Below are 22,489 nucleotides of genomic sequence, written 5' to 3'. Positions count from 1 at the left end.
TTGTGGCTGCGTGCTTGTGGCTGGTTGCTTGTTACTTGTTACTTGTTACTTGTTATCCCCGAGCCCGAAGAATGCCGCGGCATTGCCGCCCAGCAGCTTGTGCCGCGCCGTGTCGGCAAGATCGGTCCCGCGGATCAGCGCGCCGACCTGTTGCTCGCCGAGCGGATAGGGGTAGTCCGAGCCCAGCATGACCCGGTCCTCGCCCATCACGTCGACCAGCAGCTTGAGCGCGCGCGGGTCGAACACGGCGGAGTCCACGAAGAAGCGGTTGACGTAGGACGAGGGCGGGTGCGGGCAGTCTTCGCGCACGATGTCGCGATGGCGCCAGGCGTTATCGACGCGGCCGAGCAGGAAGGCAAAGCTGCCGCCGCCATGCGCGAAACACAGTTTGAGCGAGGCCGGGATGCGCTCGAACGCGCCGGACAGGATCAGCGACAGGATGCCGAGCTGCGTCTCCGCCGGCATCGACACCAGCCAGGGCAGCATCCACTTTTTCATGCGCGGGGCGCCCATCATGTCCCACGGGTGCACCAGCACCGGAATGCCTTCGTTGGCGCAGTGGACGAGGAACGTGATCAGGCCTTCGTCGTCGAGGTCGCGCTCGCCGAGATGGTTGCCGATCTGCACGCCGGCGTGGCCGCAGGCCCTGGCGCGCGAGGCCTCGCGGCATGCCGCGTCGATATCCTGCAGCGGCACCTGGGCCAGCGCCTTGAGCCGCGCGGGACGGTGCGCGCAGAGTTCCAGCGCGTAGTCGTTCATGCGCTGCGACCAGGGCACCGCGACGTCTGCCGGATAGCGGTAGCCGAACATCACCGGCGTGGCGCACATCAGCTGGATGTCGACACCGCAGCGGTCCATTTCCTCGATGCGGCGCGCGGGGTCCCAGAGCGCGGAGTAGACCGGGCGGAACGGCTGGTCGCCGGTCATGATCATGGCGCTGCCGTCTTCGAGATCGCTGCCCTCGGTGCGCAGCCACGGCGCGGCGGCCGGGTCCAGCGCGGCGGCCTCCTGGCGGGTGATGGGCGGGAAGAAGTGGCTGTGGATATCCACCACGCAGTTGGTGCTCATTTAGGGTCCTTGCTGGCCGGTGCCACGGCGCGGCCCGGATGCACCGTGCCACATTGCCCGCAGCGGCGCAGTGCGGCGTTGTCGTAGAAGCCGGCGAACAGCGGGGGCAGGTCGGTGACGATGCTCTTGAGCTGCACTTCCACGCGGTGCACCAGCGCGCTGCACGCGGGGCAAAACCACTCGAAGCCGTCCACCATGCCTGCGGGGCGCTGGCGCTCGATCACCAGGCAGCGGCTGTCGGCCTCGGGGCGTTGCGGGGAATGCCGCACGTGCGCGGGCAACAGGAAAATGTCGCCTTCCCTGAGGTCCACGCGCTCGCGCTTGCCGCGGTCCATGATGTTCAGCCAGGCATTGCCCTTGAACTGGTAGAAAAATTCTTCGAGCGGATCGTCATGGAAATCCGTGCGCTGGTTGGGGCCGCCCACCACCGTGACGATGGTGTCGGCGTCCTGCCAGATCTGCTGATTGCCAACGGGCGGCTTGAGCCTATGCGCGTGCTCGTCCAGCCAGCGCGGGAAGTTCAGGGGCATGCCGTAGGTGAACATGGCGTGAGTCTCTTGTGCGTTTGCGTGTGCGGGGGCGGGGTTGGGCGCGTCAGCGCGGCAGCGGCTGGTAGGCCACGGCCTTGATCTCGATCAGCAGATGCGGGTGCGGCAACTGGTGCACGGCCACGGTGGTGCGGGTCGGGCCGTCGTAGTCGAAGTACTCGCCATAGACCTCGTTGTAGCCGCCGAAATCGTTCATGTTGACGAGGAAGGTGGTGATCTCCACCAGGTCGGACAGATCGCAGCCGACGCTTTGCAGGATCTCGCGGATATTGAGGATCACGGCGCGGGTCTGCTCGCGGATGTCGAGCGCGGTCACGCCCATGGCGTCGGCGCTGGCGCCGGCGAAGCTGTTGTCCGCACGGCGCGAGCTGGTGCCGGAGACGAACAGGAAGTCGCCGGCCCGCTTCACGTGGGGGAAGCGGCCGCGCGGGGTGGCCTTGCCGGTCAGGACTTTGGAAAGCGTGGTCATGTGTGGTCTCCGGTTGTCAGCGTGTGCTCAGTTCGACTTGTCCCAGGCCGCTCACGCGGGTGCGCACGTGGCAGCCGGCACGCAGCGGCTCGGCCGCGGTGGCCGCGCCGGCCATGATCAGCGAGCCGGCGGGAAGCACCATGGCGGCCCGTGCCAGCAGTCGCGAGGCCTGCACCAGCGCGCGCAGCGGGTTGCCGAGGATGGCCGCGGTGGTGCCAAGCTGCGCCGGGCGGCCGTCGATCTCGAGCTGCACGCCGCAGTTGGCCAGCACGCAATCCGGGCGCGACCACGGTCCCACCACCAGCGCGGCGGACGAGCAGTTGTCGGCGACCACGTCGGCCAGCGAGAACTTGAAGTTGCGGTAGCGCGAGTCGATGATCTCCATGGCCGGGGCCACGGCTTCGATGTAGCCGCCGGCATCGAGCAAGGAGAGCGGGCCGTGGATGTCGCGCGCGGTCAGGAAGCACACCTCGGGCTCGATGCGCGGATGGATGAAGGCATCGAGCGCGAGCGCGGCGCCTTCCTCGCACAGCATGGCATCGGTGAGTTGGCCCCAGATCAGGCTGTCCACACCCATCTGGACCATCTTGGCGCGGCTGGTGAAGCCGAGCTTGATGCCGATCGGTTGCTCGCCGCGCTCGAGGCGCAGCGCGATGGCGCCGGCCTGGATGGCATAGGCGTCCTCGATGGAAAAGGGCGTGGCGCCGCCCAGCGGGTCGATGGCTTCACGCTGGCGCGCGGCGTCGTCGAGGCGGGTGGCGCAACGGGTAATCTGATCGGCAATCATGCGGCACTCGCGAGCGGGTTGTTGACGGGATTGGCGGACGCATCGCGCTGGCGCAGCAGGTCCAGCGCCACGTCCACGATCATGTCTTCCTGTCCGCCGACCATGCGGCGGCGTCCGAGCTCGACCAGGATGTCGACGGTGGCTATGCCGTAGCGCGCGGAGGCGGCCTCGGCGTGGCGCAGGAAGCTGGAGTACACGCCGGCATAGCCAAGCGCCAGCGTTTCGCGGTCGACGCGCACGGGGCGGTCCTGCAGCGGGCGAACCAGGTCGTCCGCGGCGTCCATCAGCGCGTAGAGATCGGTGCCGTGCGCAATGCCCGCGCGGTCGATCGCCGCGATAAAGACCTCCAGCGGCGCGTTGCCCGCACCCGCGCCCATGCCGGCAAGCGAGGCATCCACGCGGTCGCAGCCATGCTCCAGCGCCACCATGGAATTAGCCACGCCCAGCAACAGGTTGTGGTGGGCGTGCATGCCGGTCTCGGTGGCGGGATCGAGCACTTGCTTGAACGCATCGAAGCGCTCGGCCACGTCGCGCATCGACAGCGCACCGCCGGAGTCCACCACGTACACGCACTGCGCGCCGTAGGATTCCATCAGCCTGGCTTGCTGTGCCAGCGCCGCCGGCGTGGTCATGTGCGACATCATCAGGAAGCCCACGGTATCCATGCCGAGCTGGCGCGCGTACTCGATATGCTGGCTCGGCCTCGGTGCAGTGGGTGGCGACGCGCACGGTGCGGGCGCCGGCATCGTAGGCGGCACGCAGGTCGTGGATGGTGCCGATGCCAGGCAGCAGCAGCGTGGCTACGCGTGCGTGCTTGAGCTCCGCGGCCACCGCGGCGATCCATTCGAGATCGGTGTGCGCGCCAAAGTCATGATGTCGAGATTGCCGGCGTAGGCCGGCAGGTAGTGCGCGGCGCCTTCCACTTCCAGGAACACCGAGACCTTGAGGCCGTCCAGGCGGCCGATGCCCGGCAGCGTGAGCGGGCGGGCCGGGTCGATGCGCTCGAACTGGACTTGCTGCTTGAGCCGGTAGCCGGGCACATAGGCGGCCACCCGCGCCACCATGCGCTCGACCGAGGCGCGGATGGCGTCCTGGTCGGCATCGGCCGCGGTCAGGCAGAACACCGTGTCGCGCATCAGCAGCGGCGGCTCCGCCGGGTTCAGCACGATGATGGCCTTGCCGTGCGCGGCGCCGCCCACTTCCACGATGGCGTTGGAGGTGGTCTGCGTGAATTCATCGATATTGGCGCGTGTGCCGGGACCGGCCGAGCGGCTCGCGATGGACGCCACGATTTCGGCGTAGCTCACCGGCGCGACTTGCGACACGGCACGCACGATGGGGATCGTGGCCTGCCCGCCGCAAGTGACCATATTGATGTTGGGCGCATCGAGGTGGGCGTCCAGGTTGACCACCGGCACCACATACGGGCCGATTGCCGCCGGGGTCAGGTCGATCACCTGGATGCCGTGCTTCTGCAGCACGGCGTTGTGATGCATATGGGCGCCGGCCGAGGTGGCGTCGAAGGCCACGCGGATGTCCGCGAAGCCGGGCATGTCAAGCAGCCCTTCGATGCCCCGATGCGTGGTGGGCACGCCCAGGCGCTGCGCGCGGGCGAGGCCGTCGGAGGCGGCATCGATGCCGATCATGGCGCCGACCTCCAGATGCTGGCCGTGGCGCAGGATCTTGATCATCAGGTCGGTGCCGATATTGCCGGAGCCGATGATGGCGTCGGCAATCGTGTCGACCAGGCGGATATCCCAGTTGGCCACGCGGCTGCCGACGATCTCGGCAGCGGGTAGCGCGTAGGCGGTGGCGCGGATCAGGTCGGCGATGGTGTGGCGCTCATGCGCCAGCGGATGCGCCAGCACCAGCGCGATCTCGGCCTCGATCTTGGGCTGCAGCACGCGGCGCAGGTCGATCTCCTCGCCCTCGGCCACGGCCATGTCGGCGAACAGCATGCCGAAATCCGGCTCGCCCACGCCCAGTTGCTGCTGCACGGCGCGCGAGGTCAGGCCGATCTTGCGGCCCACCAGGCGGCGGCCCTGCGCGAGCCAGCGCTGCGTGTTGATCTCCTGCACCTGATAGGCCGCCTGCGCATCGGCGTCGCCGATCAGCGTGCGCACCGGCGCGCACGGCGCATGTCCGGCATGCGCCTGCCAGAGCAGCTCGGCGGCGGCGCGGATGGCGTCGTCGGGGTTGGTTGCTTGTTTGGTCTCGTTCGTCATGGCTCAGAGCTTGATGCAGATGTTCGCCACTTCCGAGTAGAAGTCGAGCGAGTGGCGGCCGCCTTCGCGGCCCAGGCCCGAGAGGCCGACGCCGCCGAAGGGTGTGCGCAGGTCGCGCAGGTACCAGGTGTTGACCCAGGTCAGCCCCACCCGCACCTGGCGCGCTACGCGGTGGGCGCGTGTCAGGTTGGTGGTCCACAGCGCGCAGGCCAGGCCGTAGGCGCTGTCGTTGACGCGGGCGACGACGTCCTCCTCGCTGTCGAATGGCGCGATATGGCAGACTGGGCCGAAGATCTCCTCGGTGACGCAGCGCGCGCTGTCCGGCAGGCCGGTCCAGATGGTGGGCATCACGTACGCGCCGTCGTCGCGCGCATCGCCAAACACCGGCACCTTGCCGCCGCAGACCACGGTGGCGCCTTCCTCCACCGCGAGGCGGAAATACGATTCCACCTTCTCCCGGTGGCCGCGCGAGATCAGCGGGCCCATGTCGACGCCCTCGTCGCCGGGATAGCCGACCTTGAGTGCTTGCGTGCGGGCCTTGAGCGCCGCCACGAAGGCATCGAAGATGGGCCGCTCGACAAACACGCGCTCGGAGCACAGGCAAACCTGGCCGGCGTTGGTAAAGGAAGAGCGCAGCACGCCCGCCACCGCGGCGTCGAAATCGGCATCGGCGAACACAACTGCGGCGTTCTTGCCGCCGAGCTCGAAGGAGATTTCCTTCACGCCGTCGGCCACCGCACGCATGATGGTGCTGCCGGTCTTGGACTCGCCCGTGAACGTGATGGCGTCGATGCCATCGTGGCGGGTGAGGAATTCCCCTGCGGAGCCGCCGCCGAAGCCGTGCAGCAGGTTGAACACGCCGTGCGGCACGCCCGCCTCGTGGATGACCTCGGCCAGCAGCGCGGCCGAGGCCGGGGTCTCCTCCGATGGCTTGGCCACCACGGTGTTGCCGCACGCGAGCGCGGGCGCCACCTTCCAGGTCAGCAGCAGCAGCGGCAGGTTCCACGGCGAGATGATGCCGACCACGCCCACGGGCTTGCGCACCGTGTAGTTGAGCGCGCCGGCGCCATCCGCCGTGGGCGTCTCGTACAGTTCGTTGCCGGCGGTCTTGGCAAGGTCGGCGAAGGTGCGGAAGTTGGTGACGGCGCGCGCCACGTCCAGCGTGCGGGCCTGGTGCTCGGGGCGGCCGGTGTCTTCCACCTCGGCGGCCACGAACGCGTCGAAGCGGGCTTCGATGCCGTCGGCGATGCGGTGCAGCAGCGCGGCGCGCTGTTGTACGTCGAGTTGTCCCCAGGGGCCTCGCAGCGCGCGCCGCGCGGCTTGCACGGCACGGTCCACGAGCGCCGCGTCGGCTTCGCACACGTTGGCGACAAGGTGGCCGTCGACCGGGCAGGTGTCGGGAAAGGTGCCGGCGCTGGCGACGAACTCGCCGTCGATATAGTGCCGGATCAGTGGAATGTTTTGCTTGGGCACGGGTTGGTCTCCGTGCTGCGCGGGGTGGGGGAAGGGTGCGCAGCGAGGACCAGTATATGGAGCGTCCCCAGGCCTTGCATAATGAAGAAGAAGGCCCCTGGTATTCCAAAATGGCATGTCTGGAGGCGGCCAGGGTGGCCCGCCTCGGGATGGCGCCAGGGCGGCATCAGGCGAGCCTCAGGGTTCTGGCGGCAACGCGGCGGCTTCGCGCAGGCAGGCGATGAAATGCGCGGCAGCGGGGGCCGGCGCGCGGTCCGCGCGCACCGAATACCCGATGGTGCCAAAGCGGCCGATATCGCCCAGGTCGAGGATGGCCAGCAGCCCGAGGCGCGCGAAATGATCGGCCACGTCGCGCGCCATCAGGCCGATGGCGCCAAGGTCCTGCATCAGCCCGATATTGGTCAGCAGCGAGAGCGACTCCACCAGGTTGGCCGGCACCTGCAGGCCGGCGTCGAGGAACATGCGCTCGGCGACCAGGCGCGCGGGCGATTCGTTCAGCGGCAGGATCCACGGGTGCGCGGTCAGCTCGGCAAGGCGCAGGCCCGCACCCGCCGCCAACGGGTTGTCGCGGGCCACCACCACGCACATGGCGGTGTCGTACAGCGCGGTATGCGTGAGCGCGAACATGCGGGCGAGCGGCAGGTCGCTCTCCGGCAGGCGGCCGATGACGAGATCGAGCTCGCCGGTGGCCAGGGCGGGGAAGAGGCGGTCGGTGGGGGCTTCGCGCACGGTCACCAGGATGCCGGGGCGCCGCGTCTTCATCAGCGCGATGGTGCGCGGCAGCAGCCGGGCCGAGGCGGAGATGAGCGTGCCGACGATGACGTTGCCGGTGTCGCCCGAGCGGAAGCTGTTGAGCTCGTCGGTGAGGTAGCGCAGCTCGGCAATCACCGACTTCACGCGCTCGCCTAGCAGCAGGCCGTAGCTGGTGGCCACCACGCCGCGGTTGGTGCGCTCGAACAAGGGGACTTCGAGGTCTTCTTCCAGTTCCTGGATCGCCTTGGTGACGGCGGGCTGGGTCAGGCTCAGCTCACGCGCCGCACGCACGATCGAGCCCGACTGCAGCACGCGATCGAAGATCAACAGGGGCTTGAGCTTGAGGCGGCGCAGCATCACGTCGCTCAAGGTAACGGTGGGACGGCTGGACATGAGGCACATTGCTTTGACCGCCTGGTGGGGCGGAAGACCATGCGCCGATTATAGAGTGGGCACCGGTGCCGCCATATTGAGGTTTACCGCCGGCGCGTTTTGCGTGGCCGCGCCGGTGTGCCTGCCGTCGCCTACTCCGGCTGGATGCCGGCCGCTTCGATCACCGGTTTCCACTTCTTCTGGTCCTGCTTGATGCGCTGCGCGAACGGCTCGTGCGTCTCACCCAGCGGGATGATGCCGGCCTTCTCCAGATGTGCGCGGAATTCCGGCTCGGCGATGATCTTCTTCGCCTCGGCGCCGATCTTGTCGACGATCTCAGGCGGCATCTTCGCAGGGCCGACCAGGCCGTTCCACGTATCCACCTGGTGGCCGGGATAGCTCTCGGCGATGGTGGGCAGCGACGGCAGCTGCGGCAGGCGCTTGTCGCTGGACACCGCGAGCAGGCTGAGCTTGCCGGTGCCCGCGTACGGCATCACCTCGGACACGCTGGCGCTGTACAGGTCGATCTGGCCGGCCAGCACATCGGCCAGCGCGGGCGCGCCGCCGCGGTATGGCACCATGGTGGCCTGCACGCCGGCGCGGCTCAGGAACAGCAGCGCTGAGAGCTGGGTCAGGCCGCCGTTGCCGGCGTGGCCCACGTTCAGCTTGCCGGGGTTCTCCTTGCCATAGCGCACCAGGTCCGCCACCGTCTTGAAGTTGTGCCGGGTGCTGGCGGCAAGGATGAAGGGGTTGCCGCCAACATTGATGATGGGCACGAAGTCTCGCACCGGGTCGTAGCGGATCTTGTTGGTCATGGGAGCGGTGACGATCTGCGTCATCGTCGACATGAACAGCACATAGCCGTCGGCCGGTGCGCGCGCGACATACTCCGCTGCGATCAGGCCGCCCGCGCCACCGCGGTTGTCTACCACGAACGGCTTGCCAAAGCTCTTGCCCAGGCGTTCCGCCAGCAAGCGGGCAATCATGTCGGTATTGCCGCCGGGGGCGAATGGCACCACGATGGTGACCGGACGCACGGGCCAGGGCTCCTGCGCGTGGACCAGCGCGGGCAGGGCAGCCGCGAAGGCCAGCGCCAGGCCTGCGGCAAGGCGGCCGCCAAGTTTGCCTGCGATGCCGACCTTCCTTGCCGTGCGGGCGGTTTGGGTTGGCGGCGCACCTGCTGCCCGTTGCGTCCATGTGCAGTGGACGCTGTGTGTCTTCATCATGTGTCTCCTCCGTGGTTGTTGCCGGCGTTCTTCGCGTGAGGGGGAAGCGCGGCGCGGATTTTTTTTCGGAAATCTACTCGATGCGGCAGGCTTGCCCAAATGCGAGCCGGGGCAGCCGAGGGAACAGGCGCGCCGGGTCACCGCGGCCGAGATTGCAAAGGAAATTCACGCGCCAGCGGCCGTCGGCAAAGAAGGCCTGGTTGACGGCCCCGGCGTCGAAGCCCGAGAGCGGCCCGCAGTCCAGCCCCAGCGCGCGGGCGGCAAGGATCAGATAGCCGCCCTGCATGGCGCTGTTGCGCGTTGCGGTTTCCTGCGACAACGCGGCGTTGGCGGCGAACATCTCGTACATCGCCGGGCGGTGCGGGAACAGGGTCTCGGCCAGCGCATGGAACTGCGTGTCGTAGGCCACGATAGCGGTTACCGGCGCCTGCCTGACCTTGTCCACGTTGGCGGGCGCCAGCGTGGGCAAGAGCCTGGCCTTGGCCTCGGGCGAGCGTACGAACACCAGCCGCATGGGACAGCAGTTGGCGCTGGTCGGGCCTTGCCGCACGAGTTCGTACAGGCGCTCCAGCGTGGCGTCGTCGATGTCGCCGGCCAGCCAGCCGTTGTGGCTGCGGGCCGCCATGAATAGCGTGTCGAGCGTGGCGGTGTCGATCATGCGATCTCCTCGTCGCGCCATGCGGTGGCGGTGATCTCCACGCGCATGTCCGGATGGGGCAAGGCGGCCACCGCCAGGCATGTGCGCGTGGGCACGGCCGTGGGGAAGTGGCGCGCGTAGGCGGCGTTGAAGGTGTCGTAGTCGGCCATGTCGATGAGGTAGCAGGTCATGGCCACGCAATCCGCCAGGCCCATGCCCTCGCTGGCGAGCGCGCGCCCGATCTTGTCCAGCACGTAGTCGGTCTGCGCGGCAACGTCATACACGCGCGTGCCGTCGGCGCGCATGCTGACGCCGGCGCAGCCATCGGCCGTGCGTGCGCTCATGCCGCTGACATGCACGTGCCGCCCGGCGCGGCGGCTGGCCGTGTAGCGCGCCAGCGGTGGCGGGTCCTGGCGCGCCGGCGCGTTCATGCCGGCTGCGCCATGCCGCGCAGTGCCGGCATGGCGGTGGCCATGGATTGCGATAGCTGCGCGGCGGCATCGGCCGCAAGCGGCACCAGCGGCGGGCGCACGCGGCGCCAGCCCGCATCGCCCGTGAGCAGCGTCAAGGTGCCCTTGACCGCAGCCACCATCGGGAAGCGCTCGGCGGTCTTGCGCACCGCCGTGATGCTGTCGTTCAGGCGAGCGGCCTCGGTCACCGAGCCGTAGGCCAGCGCGATATCGCGTGCGTTGATGTTGTTGGTGGCGGAGATGCAGCCGGCGGCGCCCAGCGCCAGGCTGCGCAGCATCAGGATCTCCGAGGCGGGGAAGATCGACAGCATGGGAAAACGTTCCAGCATCGCCACCACGTTGCCCCAGTCGCCGCTGCTGTCCTTCACGCCGGCGATATTCGCGGGGAAGGCCGCCACCAGCCGTTCGATCAATGGCAAGGTGATGGGCACGCCAGACATGGCGGGGATGTGATACAGCACGACGCGCAGCGCGGGATCGTCCACGCGCTGGATCAGTTCGCGGTAGTAGGCGAACACGCCATCCTCTTGCACGTTCTTGAAGAAGAACGGCGGCAGCACCAGCACGCCCGCGCAGCCGCGGTCGATGGCATGGCGGGTCAACGCCACGGCGTCGCCAATGGCACAGCAGCCCGTGCCGACCAGCACGCGCTCGCCCGGGATGCCGGCATCGATCACGGCGTCGACCAGCGCCATGCGCTCCTCGAAGGTTTCCGAGCAGGCTTCGCTATTGGTGCCGGAAATCGCCACGCCGGCGCCGTCGGCCACCAGGCGCTGGCAGTGCGCGACGAAGGCCGGCAGGTTGATCGAGAAATCGTCATTGAAAGGCGTGACCACGGGCGCGAATACGCCGCGTAGTTTGTCTGTTGCCATTGGGAAGTCTCCTGTCTTGTTTCTTGTTTCTTGTTTCTTGTTTCTTGTTATTCGTTACTTCGAGGTGGCGCGGTGCATGACGACGGATTCGATGAAGTCGCTCAGCCCATCGGCCAGCGCGGTATCCGCGCTGCCGAGATGCGTCACCACGGAGGTATGGTTGTGGTGCGGCACCTGGACCACGCGCGGCGCGCGCCGCCGCACTTCGGCGACACGCGCGGCGTACTGCAGGGCGTAGAGGTCGAGGCAGGGGTTTTCATGCTCGGCGAACACCACCATCAGCGGCACCGCCAGGCGCCGCGCAAAGGCCATCGGTGCCCGTTGTTGCTGCTGGGCACTGTCCGCGCCGTAGTAGGCGACAACGCCGGCAGCGTTGGGGTTGTCCGGCAACGTGTCGGCCTGCAGGCGCGCACTGATCAACACCGCGCCAGCCACGCCCGCGGCCTCGCCATCAAATAGCGGGTCGCTCAGCGCGCTGGCCACGTGGCTGCCGCCGGCGGAGTGGCCGATGAGCACGATGCGCCGCGCGTCGCCACCATAGGCGCCCACCGATGCGCGCAGCCATGCCAGCGCCGCTACCACATCCTGCGCGCCGGCCGGATAGGGCGCCTGCGGCGCGAGCCGGTATTCCAGGTTCACGCCCACATAGCCTAGCCGCGCGAACAGGCGCGCAACGTTGGCGTAGATGTAGGGGCTGGCGTCCTTGTCGCCACGCAGGAACGCGCCACCGTGCACGAACACCACCACGGGCAGCGCGCTGGCCGGCGTGGCATCCGCGGGCAGGTAGAGGTCCAGCAGCTGGCGTGGATCGTCGCCGTAGGGCCGGCTCTGCACGCGGCGCACGCCGTCGGCGGGCAGCGCCGCGTGGACGGCGTCATAGATCTCGCAAACCTGCTTGCGGTTGCCCTGGATATCCCGCGCCCAGTCACGCCCCAGCGCGCGCATGGCATCGCGCTGCGCGGGCGAGAGGCCTGGCAGCGCGTCGTCGCCCGGCGGGCACAGCGGGCTGGCACCCGGGCTCATGCCGCGTCTCCGGCTTGCGGGTCCGCGGCCTTGTCTTCGTCCTTGGCCGGCCGCTTGCCATTCTTGGCGGCGAGCATGGCGGCGGGTGGGGCTACCACGAAGTGCTCCAGGCGATGGCGGTCGAAGGATTCGAGGTTGCGTGCCCAGGTTTGCGGTTCGTGCTCGGCGTCGGTGGCGATGCGCTCCATGTCGGTGTAGATCTCGACGTTGTTGCCGTCCGGGTCCTTGAACACCAGGAACCAGTTGCCGCCCGGTCCGTGCTGGCCAATGCCGCGCTCGATCATCACGCCGTGGCTGCGCGCCACGTCCACCGCGCGCTTCATCTCATCGAGAGACTCCACGTAGTAGGAGAAATGTTCGAGGCCTGGGCGCGTGTAGCGCGGCAGGTCATCGCGCTCGGCGCTGTCCTCGGGCAGGCGCGAGAGCGCCAGGTCGTGGTGGTCCTCGCCGGCGCGCAGGAACACCATCTGGTCGGCGATGCGGTCCGAGACCTTGAGGCCCATCACTTCCGTATAGAAGCGGGTGGATTGCTCAAGGTCGCGCACCATCAGCACCAGGTGGCCCAGCTTGCGGGTACGTATCGGGTTCATGCCAGTCTCCTCCAGGTCGCCGTGGCGATGCGTGTGGGCGCAGTGTGCCTGCGCCGCCCGCGCTTTGCCACGGCGGTGGTGTTCAACGCGCGGCCGGCGCCTCTAGCGCCACTGCGTTCTCGATCGAGCCAATGCCTTCGACCCAGGCCACCATGTTGTCGCCGGGCTTGAGGAACACGCCGCGTCCCATGCCGACGCCATCCGGTGTGCCGGTGGCGATCAGGTCACCCGGCTGCAGCGTCAGGATGCGCGACAGGTAGGCGATCTGCTCGGCCACCGAGAAGATCATCTGCGAGGTATTGCCGTCCTGCATGGTTTCGCCGTTCACGGTCAGCGACATACGCAGGTTCTGCGGGTCGGCGATGCAGCCCGCCGGCACCACCCACGGGCCCATGGGGCCGAAGGTATCGAAGCTCTTGCCGCGGAACCAGTCGTGGGTGAAGGGGTAGTCGGTGCGCCGGTTGAGGTCGCGCGCGCTGATGTCGTTGAAGACGGTATAGCCGGCGATGACCGATCGCGCGTCTTCCACCGAAACGTGGCGGCAGCGCTGGCCGATGATCACGCCAAGCTCCACTTCCCAGTCGAGCTTGGCGGTTTCCGGCGGCATCAGCACGGTGGCGCCGGTGGGGATCACGCTGGTTTCCGCCTTCATGAAGGCATAAGGCTGACTTTCGCTGCGCGCCGCCAGCTTGGTGCCCATCTCGTCGGCGTGGTCGTAGAAGTTCGACGCCACGCCAAAGATGCGGGCTGGCTGGTAGGGCACCGCGTAGGTGGCGGCCGCATCCACCGCGGCGAGCTTGCCGCTGGCTGCCAGTGCTGCCGCGCGGGCGGCCATGTCGGCCAGCAACGGCGCGTGTTGCGCCCATTGCGCAAACACCTGGTTCATGTCGCCGGGCAGGCTGGCGGGATCGATCTCGCCAGCGCGGCCGAGCGCGGCCAGGTCATACAGCGTATCTGCGACTACCAGGCCGGCACGCTTGGTACCGGCGAGTTCATAGGTTGCGAGGCTGTGCCAGTTCACCTTGTCTCCTTGTCATTTGTGGTCAGGGTGACGGAAAGCACTGGCTTTCCATTGCCATGCATTTTCGTCTATGAGAATACTTTAAGTGTTATGTGTATACACGTCAACGTCTTCGTGATAATTTTGTTCAATACCGCTTCCGGGCGGATTCGATCACGGAGGAAACAAGAAGATGGCTAGCGGATCGCATGGCGAACAGCAGGTACTGGTGTTGACGCGACTGGCGCTGGACGCCGCGTGGCTGGCGGCGCAGGCATCGCGCTATCGCTTCCTGGCGTGGCACGAAGCCGACGACGCGGCGCGTGCCAGCGCGCGCGCCGTGCTGACCAATGGCTCGACCGGCTTGTCGGCCGCGGAACTGGCAGCGCTGCCGGCGCTGGAACTGGTAGCGAGTTTTGGTGCTGGCTACGAGAACATCGACCTGGCCGCAGCAAGGGCGCGCGGCGTGCGCGTGTGCCATGCCCCCGACACCAATAGCCAGGTGGTGGCCGACCACGCGCTCACGCTGATGCTGGCGCTGTCGCGCGGGATTGCCGCGCTCGATCGCGGCGTCAAGTCAGGCCAGTGGGAAAGCCTGCGCGCACCGCGCCCGGGTGTGCGCGGCCAGACGCTGGGCATCGTCGGGCTGGGCAATATCGGCGGCAAGCTGGCCGTGCTGGCGCAGGCCATGGGCATGCAGGTGGCCTACCTGCGGCGCAGCGCGCCGGCCGCAGCGCACTACACACCGTATCCCGACCCGATTGCGCTGGCAGCCGCAAGCGACGTGCTCGTGCTGACCTGTCCGGGCGGCGCGGCCACGCATCATCTGGTCGACGCGGCGGTGCTGCGGGCGCTGGGGCCGCGCGGCCTGCTGGTGAACGTGGCGCGCGGCAGCGTGGTGGATACGGTAGCGCTGGTCGAGGCGCTGGCGCGCGGGAAAATCGCCGGTGCCGCGCTCGACGTCATCGAAACGGAGCCGCTGGTGCCCGCGGCCTTGCGCGAGATGGACCAGGTCATTCTGACGCCGCACTTGGCCGGCCGCTCCCCGGAAACACGGGTGGCGCAGTACGCGGCGCTGGCGGGCAATCTCGATGGCTGGTTCCTGCACGGCGAACCTGCGCATCCGGTGGTGTTGCCAGCCTGAACGCGTCCCCGCGGCGCGGGGACGCAAACGTTGCGGCGAGGTGCCTACAGGCCTTCGCGATCCGCCTTGAGGTCCGGGTTGCGCAGCGCCGGGCCGGCGTCGCCACCGCTGCCTTCCTTGGAAGCGCCGCCCCAGCCGTGATCGGTCAGGTCGATGATGATGTCGTGCGGGTCGCGGTACTTTACTTCGTAGAAGATGTTGCCCTTGACCGGCACTTCGCCCATGTAATAGCGGCCACCCGCTTCTTCCACGGTCTTGCGCGCCTCGGCGATGTCGTCGACCCACACGCCGATGTGGTGCAGGCCGATGAAGTCCTTGCCGCGCTCTTCCCCGGCAGCCTCGTCGGTTTTGTAGTTCAACAGCGCAATGCTCATGGTCCCGTCCGTCAGGTAGACGCCACGCGCCAGCGAGGAGTCGGTCTCGCCGACTTTGCGAAAGCCGAATGCCTTTTGGTAGAACTCGGCCGCGGCCCAGGGATCGGGGACGGACAGGGCAATGTGGCGCAGTTTGCTGGTCATGTTTGTGCTCCTCGCATGGCGATTGATTGTCGGCACGGCAGGATTGCCGTTGGCTTATATATCCGTTGGCTTATATGTATACACTCAATGTAAAGTGTATTCAATAAGTACTATGGGGAACATTTTAGGCGTCGATTGGCGAGGTGAAGGGCGCGCCGCGTATAATTGCGCCCATATCCGGGGCAATGGCTGCCTTGCGATGCCCTAAACCGGGGGCGCGCCATGCCGAACGCTTCGATCAAGGACCAGCACACAAGGACAACAGTGACCACCATTGCCGCCCAAATCAGCCAGAAGCTTGCCGATGAAATCATCGCCGGCACCTTGCCTCCCGGCGAGAGGCTCGAGGAGCCCGCGCTGGCGGAGCGCTTCCAGGTGTCACGCACGCCAGTGCGCGAGGCGCTGCGCCTGCTGGACGCGCGCGGGCTGATCGAACTCGTGCCGCGGCGCGGCGGCGTGGTGGCCAATGTGGGTGCCGAGCAGTTGGCCGACATGCTGGAGGCGCTGTGCGAGCTGGAGTCGCTGTGCTGCCGCATCGCTACCCAGCGCATGAGCGCCATGCAGCGCCGCCAGCTGGAGCTGCTGCACGAGCAGACCGAAGCCGTGGGCGAGCGCCACGATGCGCAGGCGTACCTGGAGCTCAACCATCGTTTCCACCAGCTGATCTGCCAAGGCACGCAGAACGAGACGCTGATGGCCGCGGTCGAGAACCTGCGTGACCGGCTGGCGCCGTTCCGTGCCGCGCAGTCCGGCGTGGAGCGCCGCTTCGAGACTTCGCACCGGGAGCACCAGAAGATTGTCGAGGCAATTCTCGCGGGGCAGCCGGAGGAAGCCTACCTGGCGATGCGCAGCCACACGACGCGCCTCACACTCAATGTGATGGAACTGATCGAGGCGCAGCGCGCCGACGGCACGGCCAAGCGCAACTAGGCGCAACCAGGCCAGCAGCAAAGGCGGCTAAGGCGGCTAAGGCAGCAAGAAGGGCGCACCACATGGTGCGCCTTTCTTTATTCAAGACGGCCGCGCGCGGCCTTGCTTCAGAACTTATGCGTGATCCCCAGCCCCACGCCGGTGGCCGAGTCGCCCGGCTTCAGGCCCGGCACCGAATTGCCGGAGAGGTTGTAGCTTGCCGTCGAGTGGTTCACCAGGCGCGTCCATGCTGCCCACAGTTCGGTTCGCTTCGACAGCGTGTAGCCATAGCCGAGCGAAACCTGCCAGGCGCCGGAATCCGTGCCCGGCAGGCCGATGCCGCCTAGCGCCGCCTTGCTGCTGCCGTGGGCGTTGCCGCCCGAGGTGTACGACGCGCGGAACTCATGCGCGCCGACGGCATGCGTGGCCGCGACCTGCCACGCATCGCGCCGCACCGATTGCCCCGGCGCCGGCTCGTAGGCGAGGCGTTCGTAGGCACCGCGCAGCTTGGTGCCGCCAAACGCGTACACCACGCCGAGCCGGTCCGCGTGGTCGCGCGAGCCGTTGTAGAAGTAGTCGCCGTGATACTCGTGGCCCCACGCCACGTACCAGCTCTTGTCTTCATAGGACAGCAGGCCGGACCAGGCGATCGGGTTGGTGGTGGGGGTGCGGTCCTCGGGCATCGACAGCGCCAGCCGTCCGGAAACGCCGCCCCAGTGCGGTGTGCTGTATTGCACCAGGTTTTTCTGGCGACGGTCGAACGACTCCGGCGCGGCGCCGTTGGCGCCTGTCGTAAAGCCGTTGCCCATGATCGAGTTCGAGGCAAAGATGCCCGCGGTAAACGGGTCGACCTTGTACACGGAGACAAAGCGCAGCGGCATTTCCCACTGCCCCATCAGGATCTGGCCCCAAGGGCTGCGCAAGCCCACGCCGGTATTGCGGTCACCGATCTGCGACGTGCCGGTGCCGTCCATGCGCAGGTTGGTTTCGATCTGGAAGAAGGCCTCCAGCCCGCCGCCGAGCGACTCGCGGCCGCGAAAACCCAGCACTGACAGATCGTTCGACAGGCGCGACACCGAAGCGGTACGGCCGTTGCCCGAGAGCCGCACCTGTTCCACGTTTTCCTTGATGAAGCCGTAAATCTGCACGCTGTCGCTCTGCGCCCGGGCGAGCTCGGGGACCGCGCCGGCGAGGGCTGCCAGTGCGGGGAGGGTGGCGAAGCGAGAGATGGCGCGCGCGGCGCGCCGGCTAGGGCAGGGCGTGGTCATGGTGTCTCCTTGTTGTTGAAGTACATATACTAGTTGTTTGTAAACATGCTGTAATATGTGTATACACTTAGTCTGAAGTGAGTGCAAAAAGAAAAAAGTATGTAGTGAGGCGCATTGCTCGCGCGTAGCGAGAGGATCGCGACGACAGCGGCATGGCTGTGGCACGTGGAAAGAGAAGGGAGAGGGCGAAGAAACCAGGGGAGCAAGCAGGGGAGCAAGCCGGCAAATCCGCGTTTGCGCCGAACCCGGGCGAGTGCCATTCGCACGCGCTGGAGGGTGCCGGCGCAACGTGGTTTTTTCAGCGTAAACGAGGCTGTTTTCTCATCGCGTGGAGGCGGTGCGGAGGCGCTCGTTCCGCCGTTTTTCGGCCATAAATTAAAGGCATCCCGGAGGCGGAATATTTCATTTTCGCCGCATGCCGCCCCTCTCCATACTGCGGCTGAACATTGCGCAAGAAAGGCCCCGAACAAGCGGGTCGTGCATGACCAGGGCACCGGCAAGAGCCAGCCGGTGCAGGCAGCAGGCATGCACGCATGCACGTGCAGCGCGACGGCCAACCACAAGAGAGGAAGAGGAGAGGAAATGAGAAGAGCTGACAAGGTGTCGTATGCCCGGGCCATGATGTCCTGCGTGCTGGCAATGGGGGGCGCGCAGGTCTGTGCCGAGGAGTCCTGGGTCAAGCTGTCAGGCTTCGTCGATATCAGCGTGGAGCGCCTCGCGCAGTCCGGCAAGGGGGGCTCGGTATATCGCGTGTCCAGCGGCCAGTTGAGCGCGTCACGGATCAACTTCAGCGGGCAGGAAGTGCTCAGCAGCGACCTGAAGGCCATCTTCACCTACGAGCCGCAATTCTCGGCCGATACCGGCACGGCGGCGGCGCAGGCGCGCCAGTCGTTCATCGGGCTGCACAGCAATAAATTCGGCGTGCTGACCATGGGGCGCCAGAACACGCCGTCGTACTGGATTGCCGGCTACGCCGACCCGAGCTTCTCGGCGGACTACAGCATGGTCAGCAACATGCAGTTCTTCTACGCAGCCTATCGCGTGGACAACTCGATCCAGTACAACACTCCGCGCTTGTATGGCTTCATGGGCCGTTTCATGGTGACTACCGGCCTGGAGGACACCACCCGGGCCGGCCGCTACCTCAGTACCGGCATCGAGTACCGCGACGACAAGCTCTACGCGGGCTTTGTCAGCGACCTGCGCTACACGCGCAATATCAACAACGCCGGCAGCGTGCCCTCGTCGCGCGACAACTACGCCTCGCTGGCCTACAAGTTCGGCGATTTCGAGCCGACGTTGGTCTACCACACCTACAACGGCTATTACGCGTATCCGCCCTATGCGGATTTCCAGTCCAAAGGCTGGGATATCCAGATCGGTGCGCGCTACCGGCTCAACCCGACGAACCGCTTCTACGCCAGCTTCGTTCATCGCAAGGATGACAACAACACCAAGCTATCGGACGCCAATGGCTTTGTGCTCGGCTATATCTACAGCCTGTCCAAGCGCAGCGAGATCTACGCCACGTATGCCCACGTGCAGCACAAGCATGACAGCCCGATCCGCTATCCGGTCACGTTCTCGGCCACGCCGACCAGCCAGCAGAACCCGTCCGGCATGGCGATCGGCATCCGCCACGCGTTTTGAGCACCGGGCCTGAACCCGGCGGCCAGGGATGCGCCGCGACCCGCCGGCGAGGTTGCGGCGGGTGAGGGAATTGTCAATATAAAAGGAGGAAACCATGCTTCGAATCAAGACGTTCAGATCCGTCCTGGCAACAGGTACAGCTTCAGCGGCCATATTCATGATGGCTTGCGCAAACGCGGACACGGTGAAGGCTACGGCGGCGCCTGGGGCCTCCGCAACGCAGGGAGCGCCGGTGACGCAGGTAGCGCAAGTAGCGCAGGTAGCGCAGGTAGCGCCAGGCACGCCCGCTGTTCAGGATCCCTATCTCGCCGCCTGGCTGCGGCTGACGCCTGATCGCTCGCCCGCGCCGCTCAAGCCGGGTGTCGACTACGGGATGGACCCGGCTACCGGACAGTTCGTCTGGCCGAAGGCAACGCCCGAGGTACACAAGGGGCAGCGTTTCCCCGGTGAAATGACCACATGGGACAAGAAGAGCTTCGCCAAGAACGTCGAGGTTCTGGCCTTTTATCCCGCCGTCGGCTCACCCTTCCATGCCTGGAACAATATCGCCGACTTCGAGGGGCGTCGCTACCTGTACATTCATGACCGGGACTATCTGCGGATCATGGACGTCACCGATCCCGCCCATGGCAAGGTAGTCTATTCCAAGGGCGGTGTCTGGGGACCGAAAGGGTCGAGCGAGAATTACGATCCGCGCAACGTCGACGACTACCTGGGTGGCGCGACCATCGCCTGGAGCAAGACACTGGGCAAGCCGGTACTCGTCGCATCGTTTGAAATTGGGCGCTACGGCCTGATGAATGACAAGACGCAGCAGCCTGACCAGGTCGCGGCGCAGCGTCGCTACAACTCGCTGAAAGGGTTCAAGGTTTTCGCCATGGATGGCCCGCTGCCAAGCCAGTGGCGGCTGCTGGCAACCCGCACAACCGACTACAAGCATGCCGATGCGCCAATCGGGCAACAGCAGGGGTCCGGGTCGCTCGATTCGCCTGAATACCATGGCGGCAAGTACATGATCCTGGCGTCGGCGCCGGATGACACCTATGGCCTGACCGAATATCCCAACTATCTTTATTCGCCGGGCTATCAGGTCTGGGACATGTCCGATCCAGCGAATCCGATCTTTGTTTCCCAGATATCCGTGCCGGGGCAGATCCTCGGCAACGAAGCCCACGAGCAGGCTTATCTGATGAATCAGCGGGCCGGCAACCGTACCTCATGGATGGGGGCGCGCATTCCAATCTTCCTGCCCAAGCCATTGGAAGACGGCGGCAAGATCGGCTTTGGCGCGATGGGTGGCCTCGGTCTCTATGCGTTCGACCTCTCCAACCCGGCAAAGCCGAAGGTGCTCGGCAATGTCAACACGCCGCCCAGCTTCGCCGGTACCGAATACGACAACGCCGATGTCAGCCAGTACGCGCGCACCGGCTATGTCCTGACCGGCGGCTATCCGATGAACCGCGACTGCTATGAGCCATACAAGGACATTTTCGTCGTCGACGCACGCGATCCGTCGCACTTGAAGGTGGCCGGAAAACTGCCGCAGCCGCAGGTGCCGGAGGGTGCGTCATTCACGAGCTTCTGTCAGCGTGGCGGCAATTTCGGCCCGAAGCGGGCGAACTCCATCGGCCAGCCTGGCCAATGGCGCCAGGGCATCGTTCCCTATTCTTTCTACAATGCCGGCGTGCAGATTTTTGATGTCAGCCATCCGGAAAAGGCGACGATTGCGGGCTATTTCGTGCCTGCATTGGCGGACGAGACAGAGTTGCCGAACTACACGCTCGGCAAGGGCGTATTCGCGATCTACACCGAGTACGACCGCAACATCATCTGGGCCTTTACCGAGAACGGTGCCTACGCGTTGTCGACCCCCCTGCTTGGCAAGCCGGTGCTGGGTGCGTCCGCTACGCCTTGGCCGCCGCGCAAGGTGGCCGCGCGGGCTCGTTGAGCGGATGCCTAGCGTGCTGAGGAGAGCGTGACGCGCTCCGACGAACCCGCCATGGAGAAAGGGACGCCGCGGCGTCCCTTTTTTCGTCGGATCGGTGAAGCCGCCAGCGATCAGCCTGCCGCTTTCTCTTCCTGGTGGTAGCGGGTTGCGCGTTCCACTTCGTTCTTCGAGCCGAGGATCACCGACACGCGCTGGTGCAGCTTTTCCGGCTGGATGTCGAGGATGCGCTCATGGCCGTTGGTGGCCGCGCCGCCGGCCTGCTCGATCAGCATCGCCATCGGGTTGGCTTCGTACATCAGGCGCAGCTTGCCGGGTTTCTCCGGTTCGCGCTTGTCCCACGGGTACATGAACACGCCGCCGCGGGTCAGGATGCGGTGCACGTCGGCCACCATCGAGGCGATCCAGCGCATGTTGAAGTTCTTGCCGCGCGGGCCCTCGTCGCCGGCCAGGCATTCGTCGATATAACGGCGCACGGGCGGGGCCCAGTGCCGCATATTGGACATGTTGATCGCGAATTCCTTGGTGTCTTCCGGGATCTTTACGTCCGACTGCGTCAGCACGAAGCTGCCGGCCTCGCGGTCCAGCGTGAACATGTGCACGCCGTTGCCAACCGTCAGCACCAGCGTGGTCTGCGGCCCGTACACGGCGTAGCCGGCGGCGACCTGGCGGCTGCCGGCCTGCATGAAGTCGGCCTCGGTCACGGTATGGCCCGGCTTGGGCATGTGCAGCACCGAGAAGATGGTGCCGATCGACACGTTCACGTCGATGTTGGACGAGCCGTCCAGCGGATCGAACAGCAGCAGGTACTCGCCCTTGGGATAGCGGTTCGGGATCTCGTAGAAACTGTCCATTTCCTCGGACGCCATGGCGGCGAGGTGGCCGCCCCATTCATTGGCGTCGAGCAGGACTTCGTTGGCGATCACGTCCAGCTTTTGCTGGGTCTCGCCTTGCACGTTGCCGGTGCCGGCCGAGCCGAGGATGCCGGCGAGGGCGCCCTTGCTGACAGAGTTTGAAATGGCCTTGCAGGCGCGTGCCACCACTTCGATCAGGAGCCGCAGTTCTGGCTCGATCGTGTTGTGCTGGCGCTGCTCCTCGACCAGGTAGCGGGTGAGGCTGATGCGACTCATGGGGATTCTCCTTGAATGGCCGCAATTCTACATGGGCACCAGCCCGGCAGGCCATTGCCACCGGCCGGTGGGGTACGGTTGGCGGGGCCGGCGCACGGTGCTGCCAGCCCCGCGCCGGGCCCGCCTGGCGCAGGCTTACGGCGCCAGCGCCTTGCTCACGATCTCGCGCACGTCGCGAGACAGGTCGCTGGCCGCCGCTACCTGTTCCAGCGCTGCGCGCATGCGGTCGCGCAGCGGCAGGGCGTACTTCTGCCAGCGATCCATCACCCGTGCCAGGCGCGAGGCCACCTGCGGGTTGATGGCGTCCAGCGCCAGCACCTGCTCGGCCCAGAAGGCGTAGCCCGAGCCATCCTCGGCGTGGAACTGCGCCGGGTTGGCGGCGCAGAAGCTGAAGATCAACGAGCGCGCGCGA

The 22,489-nt window shown here is 66.6% G+C and carries 22 protein-coding genes and 1 pseudogene; 4 read left to right on the top strand and 19 right to left on the bottom strand.

Going from position 1 to position 22,489, the window contains the following annotated elements; genetic code table 11:
* Nucleotides 1-45: 45 nt before the first annotated feature.
* From OR16_RS29755 to OR16_RS29685, 15 genes and pseudogenes are all read right to left on the bottom strand, one after another.
* Nucleotides 46-1,068 (bottom strand): amidohydrolase family protein, encoded by a 1,023-nt coding sequence (locus tag OR16_RS29755; protein ID WP_006162385.1) that lies wholly within the window; start codon nucleotides 1,066-1,068, stop codon nucleotides 46-48.
* Entirely contained in the window at nucleotides 1,065-1,613 is a 549-nt protein-coding gene (locus OR16_RS29750) for a 3-hydroxyanthranilate 3,4-dioxygenase (protein WP_006162384.1), read from the bottom strand. Before OR16_RS29750 ends, OR16_RS29755 begins: the two co-directional genes overlap by 4 nt.
* Nucleotides 1,614-1,662: 49 nt before the next feature.
* The gene (locus OR16_RS29745) at nucleotides 1,663-2,085 is read right to left on the bottom strand and encodes a RidA family protein (RefSeq protein ID WP_006162383.1); all 423 of its coding nucleotides are present in this window, start codon (nucleotides 2,083-2,085) and stop codon (nucleotides 1,663-1,665) included.
* 16 nt (nucleotides 2,086-2,101) lie between these two features.
* Complete coding sequence (locus OR16_RS29740; protein ID WP_006162382.1) at nucleotides 2,102-2,872, bottom strand: 2-keto-4-pentenoate hydratase; 771 nt, start codon at nucleotides 2,870-2,872, stop codon at nucleotides 2,102-2,104.
* Nucleotides 2,869-3,745: pseudogene (dmpG, locus tag OR16_RS29735) on the bottom strand (4-hydroxy-2-oxovalerate aldolase); the annotation flags it as partial. The pseudogene dmpG and the gene OR16_RS29740, both read right to left, overlap by 4 nt.
* Nucleotides 3,673-4,626: an acetaldehyde dehydrogenase (acetylating) gene (locus OR16_RS29730; protein WP_050983150.1), complete on the bottom strand. Its 954-nt coding sequence runs from the start codon at nucleotides 4,624-4,626 to the stop codon at nucleotides 3,673-3,675. The pseudogene dmpG and the gene OR16_RS29730, both read right to left, overlap by 73 nt.
* 474 nt (nucleotides 4,627-5,100) lie before the next feature.
* Nucleotides 5,101-6,570 carry a 2-hydroxymuconic semialdehyde dehydrogenase gene (locus OR16_RS29725; RefSeq protein WP_006162379.1) on the bottom strand — a complete coding sequence of 490 codons (1,470 nt, stop codon included), beginning with the start codon at nucleotides 6,568-6,570 and terminating at the stop codon, nucleotides 5,101-5,103.
* 177 nt (nucleotides 6,571-6,747) lie between these two features.
* Nucleotides 6,748-7,716: a LysR substrate-binding domain-containing protein gene (locus OR16_RS29720; protein WP_006162378.1), complete on the bottom strand. Its 969-nt coding sequence runs from the start codon at nucleotides 7,714-7,716 to the stop codon at nucleotides 6,748-6,750.
* Nucleotides 7,717-7,847: 131 nt separating this feature from the next.
* Entirely contained in the window at nucleotides 7,848-8,921 is a 1,074-nt protein-coding gene (locus OR16_RS29715; RefSeq protein WP_237717274.1) for a Bug family tripartite tricarboxylate transporter substrate binding protein, read from the bottom strand.
* A 73-nt stretch (nucleotides 8,922-8,994) separates the two neighbouring features.
* On the bottom strand, nucleotides 8,995-9,579 hold the full coding sequence (locus tag OR16_RS29710) for a malonic semialdehyde reductase (protein WP_006162376.1): 585 nt from the start codon (nucleotides 9,577-9,579) through the stop codon (nucleotides 8,995-8,997).
* Entirely contained in the window at nucleotides 9,576-9,989 is a 414-nt protein-coding gene (locus OR16_RS29705) for a RidA family protein (RefSeq protein ID WP_006162375.1), read from the bottom strand. Before OR16_RS29705 ends, OR16_RS29710 begins: the two co-directional genes overlap by 4 nt.
* Nucleotides 9,986-10,900 (bottom strand): dihydrodipicolinate synthase family protein, encoded by a 915-nt coding sequence (locus OR16_RS29700; RefSeq protein WP_006162374.1) that lies wholly within the window; start codon nucleotides 10,898-10,900, stop codon nucleotides 9,986-9,988. The genes OR16_RS29705 and OR16_RS29700 overlap by 4 nt, the downstream gene beginning before the upstream one ends.
* A gap of 54 nt (nucleotides 10,901-10,954) precedes the next feature.
* Nucleotides 10,955-11,923 carry an alpha/beta hydrolase gene (locus OR16_RS29695; protein WP_006162373.1) on the bottom strand — a complete coding sequence of 323 codons (969 nt, stop codon included), beginning with the start codon at nucleotides 11,921-11,923 and terminating at the stop codon, nucleotides 10,955-10,957.
* A complete protein-coding gene (locus OR16_RS29690; protein ID WP_006162372.1) occupies nucleotides 11,920-12,513 on the bottom strand; it encodes a VOC family protein in 594 nt (197 codons plus the stop codon). Before OR16_RS29690 ends, OR16_RS29695 begins: the two co-directional genes overlap by 4 nt.
* 82 nt (nucleotides 12,514-12,595) lie before the next feature.
* Entirely contained in the window at nucleotides 12,596-13,534 is a 939-nt protein-coding gene (locus tag OR16_RS29685) for a fumarylacetoacetate hydrolase family protein (RefSeq protein WP_006162371.1), read from the bottom strand.
* A 172-nt stretch (nucleotides 13,535-13,706) separates the two neighbouring features.
* Between OR16_RS29685 and OR16_RS29680 the strand changes: the two genes are divergently transcribed.
* A complete protein-coding gene (locus OR16_RS29680) occupies nucleotides 13,707-14,657 on the top strand; it encodes an NAD(P)-dependent oxidoreductase (protein WP_006162370.1) in 951 nt (316 codons plus the stop codon).
* A gap of 44 nt (nucleotides 14,658-14,701) precedes the next feature.
* Here OR16_RS29680 and OR16_RS29675 read toward each other — a convergent pair whose 3' ends face one another.
* Complete coding sequence (locus OR16_RS29675; protein WP_006162365.1) at nucleotides 14,702-15,175, bottom strand: VOC family protein; 474 nt, start codon at nucleotides 15,173-15,175, stop codon at nucleotides 14,702-14,704.
* A gap of 222 nt (nucleotides 15,176-15,397) precedes the next feature.
* Between OR16_RS29675 and OR16_RS29670 the strand changes: the two genes are divergently transcribed.
* Nucleotides 15,398-16,105 (top strand): GntR family transcriptional regulator, encoded by a 708-nt coding sequence (locus tag OR16_RS29670; RefSeq protein ID WP_237717273.1) that lies wholly within the window; start codon nucleotides 15,398-15,400, stop codon nucleotides 16,103-16,105.
* Between the two features lie 107 nt (nucleotides 16,106-16,212).
* On the opposite strand, the gene OR16_RS29665 is transcribed toward OR16_RS29670, so the two are convergent.
* Nucleotides 16,213-17,352, bottom strand: a complete 1,140-nt coding sequence (locus OR16_RS29665; protein ID WP_006162362.1) for a porin — start codon at nucleotides 17,350-17,352, stop codon at nucleotides 16,213-16,215.
* A gap of 582 nt (nucleotides 17,353-17,934) precedes the next feature.
* Between OR16_RS29665 and OR16_RS29660 the strand changes: the two genes are divergently transcribed.
* Together OR16_RS29660 and OR16_RS29655 are read left to right on the top strand one after the other, a co-directional pair.
* Nucleotides 17,935-19,002: a porin gene (locus OR16_RS29660; protein WP_085961327.1), complete on the top strand. Its 1,068-nt coding sequence runs from the start codon at nucleotides 17,935-17,937 to the stop codon at nucleotides 19,000-19,002.
* A gap of 94 nt (nucleotides 19,003-19,096) precedes the next feature.
* Nucleotides 19,097-20,950, top strand: a complete 1,854-nt coding sequence (locus OR16_RS29655; RefSeq protein WP_043421685.1) for a hypothetical protein — start codon at nucleotides 19,097-19,099, stop codon at nucleotides 20,948-20,950.
* A gap of 110 nt (nucleotides 20,951-21,060) precedes the next feature.
* Here the strand turns inward: OR16_RS29655 and OR16_RS29650 are convergent, their stop codons facing one another.
* The gene (locus tag OR16_RS29650; RefSeq protein ID WP_006162353.1) at nucleotides 21,061-22,077 is read right to left on the bottom strand and encodes a class 1 fructose-bisphosphatase; all 1,017 of its coding nucleotides are present in this window, start codon (nucleotides 22,075-22,077) and stop codon (nucleotides 21,061-21,063) included.
* Between the two features lie 135 nt (nucleotides 22,078-22,212).
* Nucleotides 22,213-22,489 (bottom strand): aminopeptidase N C-terminal domain-containing protein (locus tag OR16_RS29645; protein ID WP_006162352.1); only part of this gene is annotated, 277 nt, incomplete at its 5' end.

This window comes from Cupriavidus basilensis OR16 (assembly GCF_000243095.1).
Taxonomy (GTDB): Bacteria; Pseudomonadota; Gammaproteobacteria; order Burkholderiales; family Burkholderiaceae; genus Cupriavidus; species Cupriavidus basilensis_D.
Note: the sequence above shows the minus strand (reverse complement) of the source record. Positions and strands in the feature narration are given on the sequence as shown.

Coding starts and splice junctions, on each gene's coding strand:
- OR16_RS29650 (WP_006162353.1), bottom strand. CDS start 22,077: ATGAGTCGCATCAGCCTCACCCGCTACCTGGTCGAGGAGCAGCGCCAG.
- OR16_RS29680 (WP_006162370.1), top strand. CDS start 13,707: ATGGCTAGCGGATCGCATGGCGAACAGCAGGTACTGGTGTTGACGCGA.
- OR16_RS29695 (WP_006162373.1), bottom strand. CDS start 11,923: ATGAGCCCGGGTGCCAGCCCGCTGTGCCCGCCGGGCGACGACGCGCTG.
- OR16_RS29740 (WP_006162382.1), bottom strand. CDS start 2,872: ATGATTGCCGATCAGATTACCCGTTGCGCCACCCGCCTCGACGACGCC.
- OR16_RS29675 (WP_006162365.1), bottom strand. CDS start 15,175: ATGACCAGCAAACTGCGCCACATTGCCCTGTCCGTCCCCGATCCCTGG.
- OR16_RS29710 (WP_006162376.1), bottom strand. CDS start 9,579: ATGATCGACACCGCCACGCTCGACACGCTATTCATGGCGGCCCGCAGC.
- OR16_RS29705 (WP_006162375.1), bottom strand. CDS start 9,989: ATGAACGCGCCGGCGCGCCAGGACCCGCCACCGCTGGCGCGCTACACG.
- OR16_RS29720 (WP_006162378.1), bottom strand. CDS start 7,716: ATGTCCAGCCGTCCCACCGTTACCTTGAGCGACGTGATGCTGCGCCGC.
- OR16_RS29670 (WP_237717273.1), top strand. CDS start 15,398: ATGCCGAACGCTTCGATCAAGGACCAGCACACAAGGACAACAGTGACC.
- OR16_RS29690 (WP_006162372.1), bottom strand. CDS start 12,513: ATGAACCCGATACGTACCCGCAAGCTGGGCCACCTGGTGCTGATGGTG.
- OR16_RS29700 (WP_006162374.1), bottom strand. CDS start 10,900: ATGGCAACAGACAAACTACGCGGCGTATTCGCGCCCGTGGTCACGCCT.
- OR16_RS29655 (WP_043421685.1), top strand. CDS start 19,097: ATGCTTCGAATCAAGACGTTCAGATCCGTCCTGGCAACAGGTACAGCT.
- OR16_RS29750 (WP_006162384.1), bottom strand. CDS start 1,613: ATGTTCACCTACGGCATGCCCCTGAACTTCCCGCGCTGGCTGGACGAG.
- OR16_RS29715 (WP_237717274.1), bottom strand. CDS start 8,921: ATGATGAAGACACACAGCGTCCACTGCACATGGACGCAACGGGCAGCA.
- OR16_RS29665 (WP_006162362.1), bottom strand. CDS start 17,352: ATGACCACGCCCTGCCCTAGCCGGCGCGCCGCGCGCGCCATCTCTCGC.
- OR16_RS29745 (WP_006162383.1), bottom strand. CDS start 2,085: ATGACCACGCTTTCCAAAGTCCTGACCGGCAAGGCCACCCCGCGCGGC.
- OR16_RS29755 (WP_006162385.1), bottom strand. CDS start 1,068: ATGAGCACCAACTGCGTGGTGGATATCCACAGCCACTTCTTCCCGCCC.
- OR16_RS29660 (WP_085961327.1), top strand. CDS start 17,935: ATGAGAAGAGCTGACAAGGTGTCGTATGCCCGGGCCATGATGTCCTGC.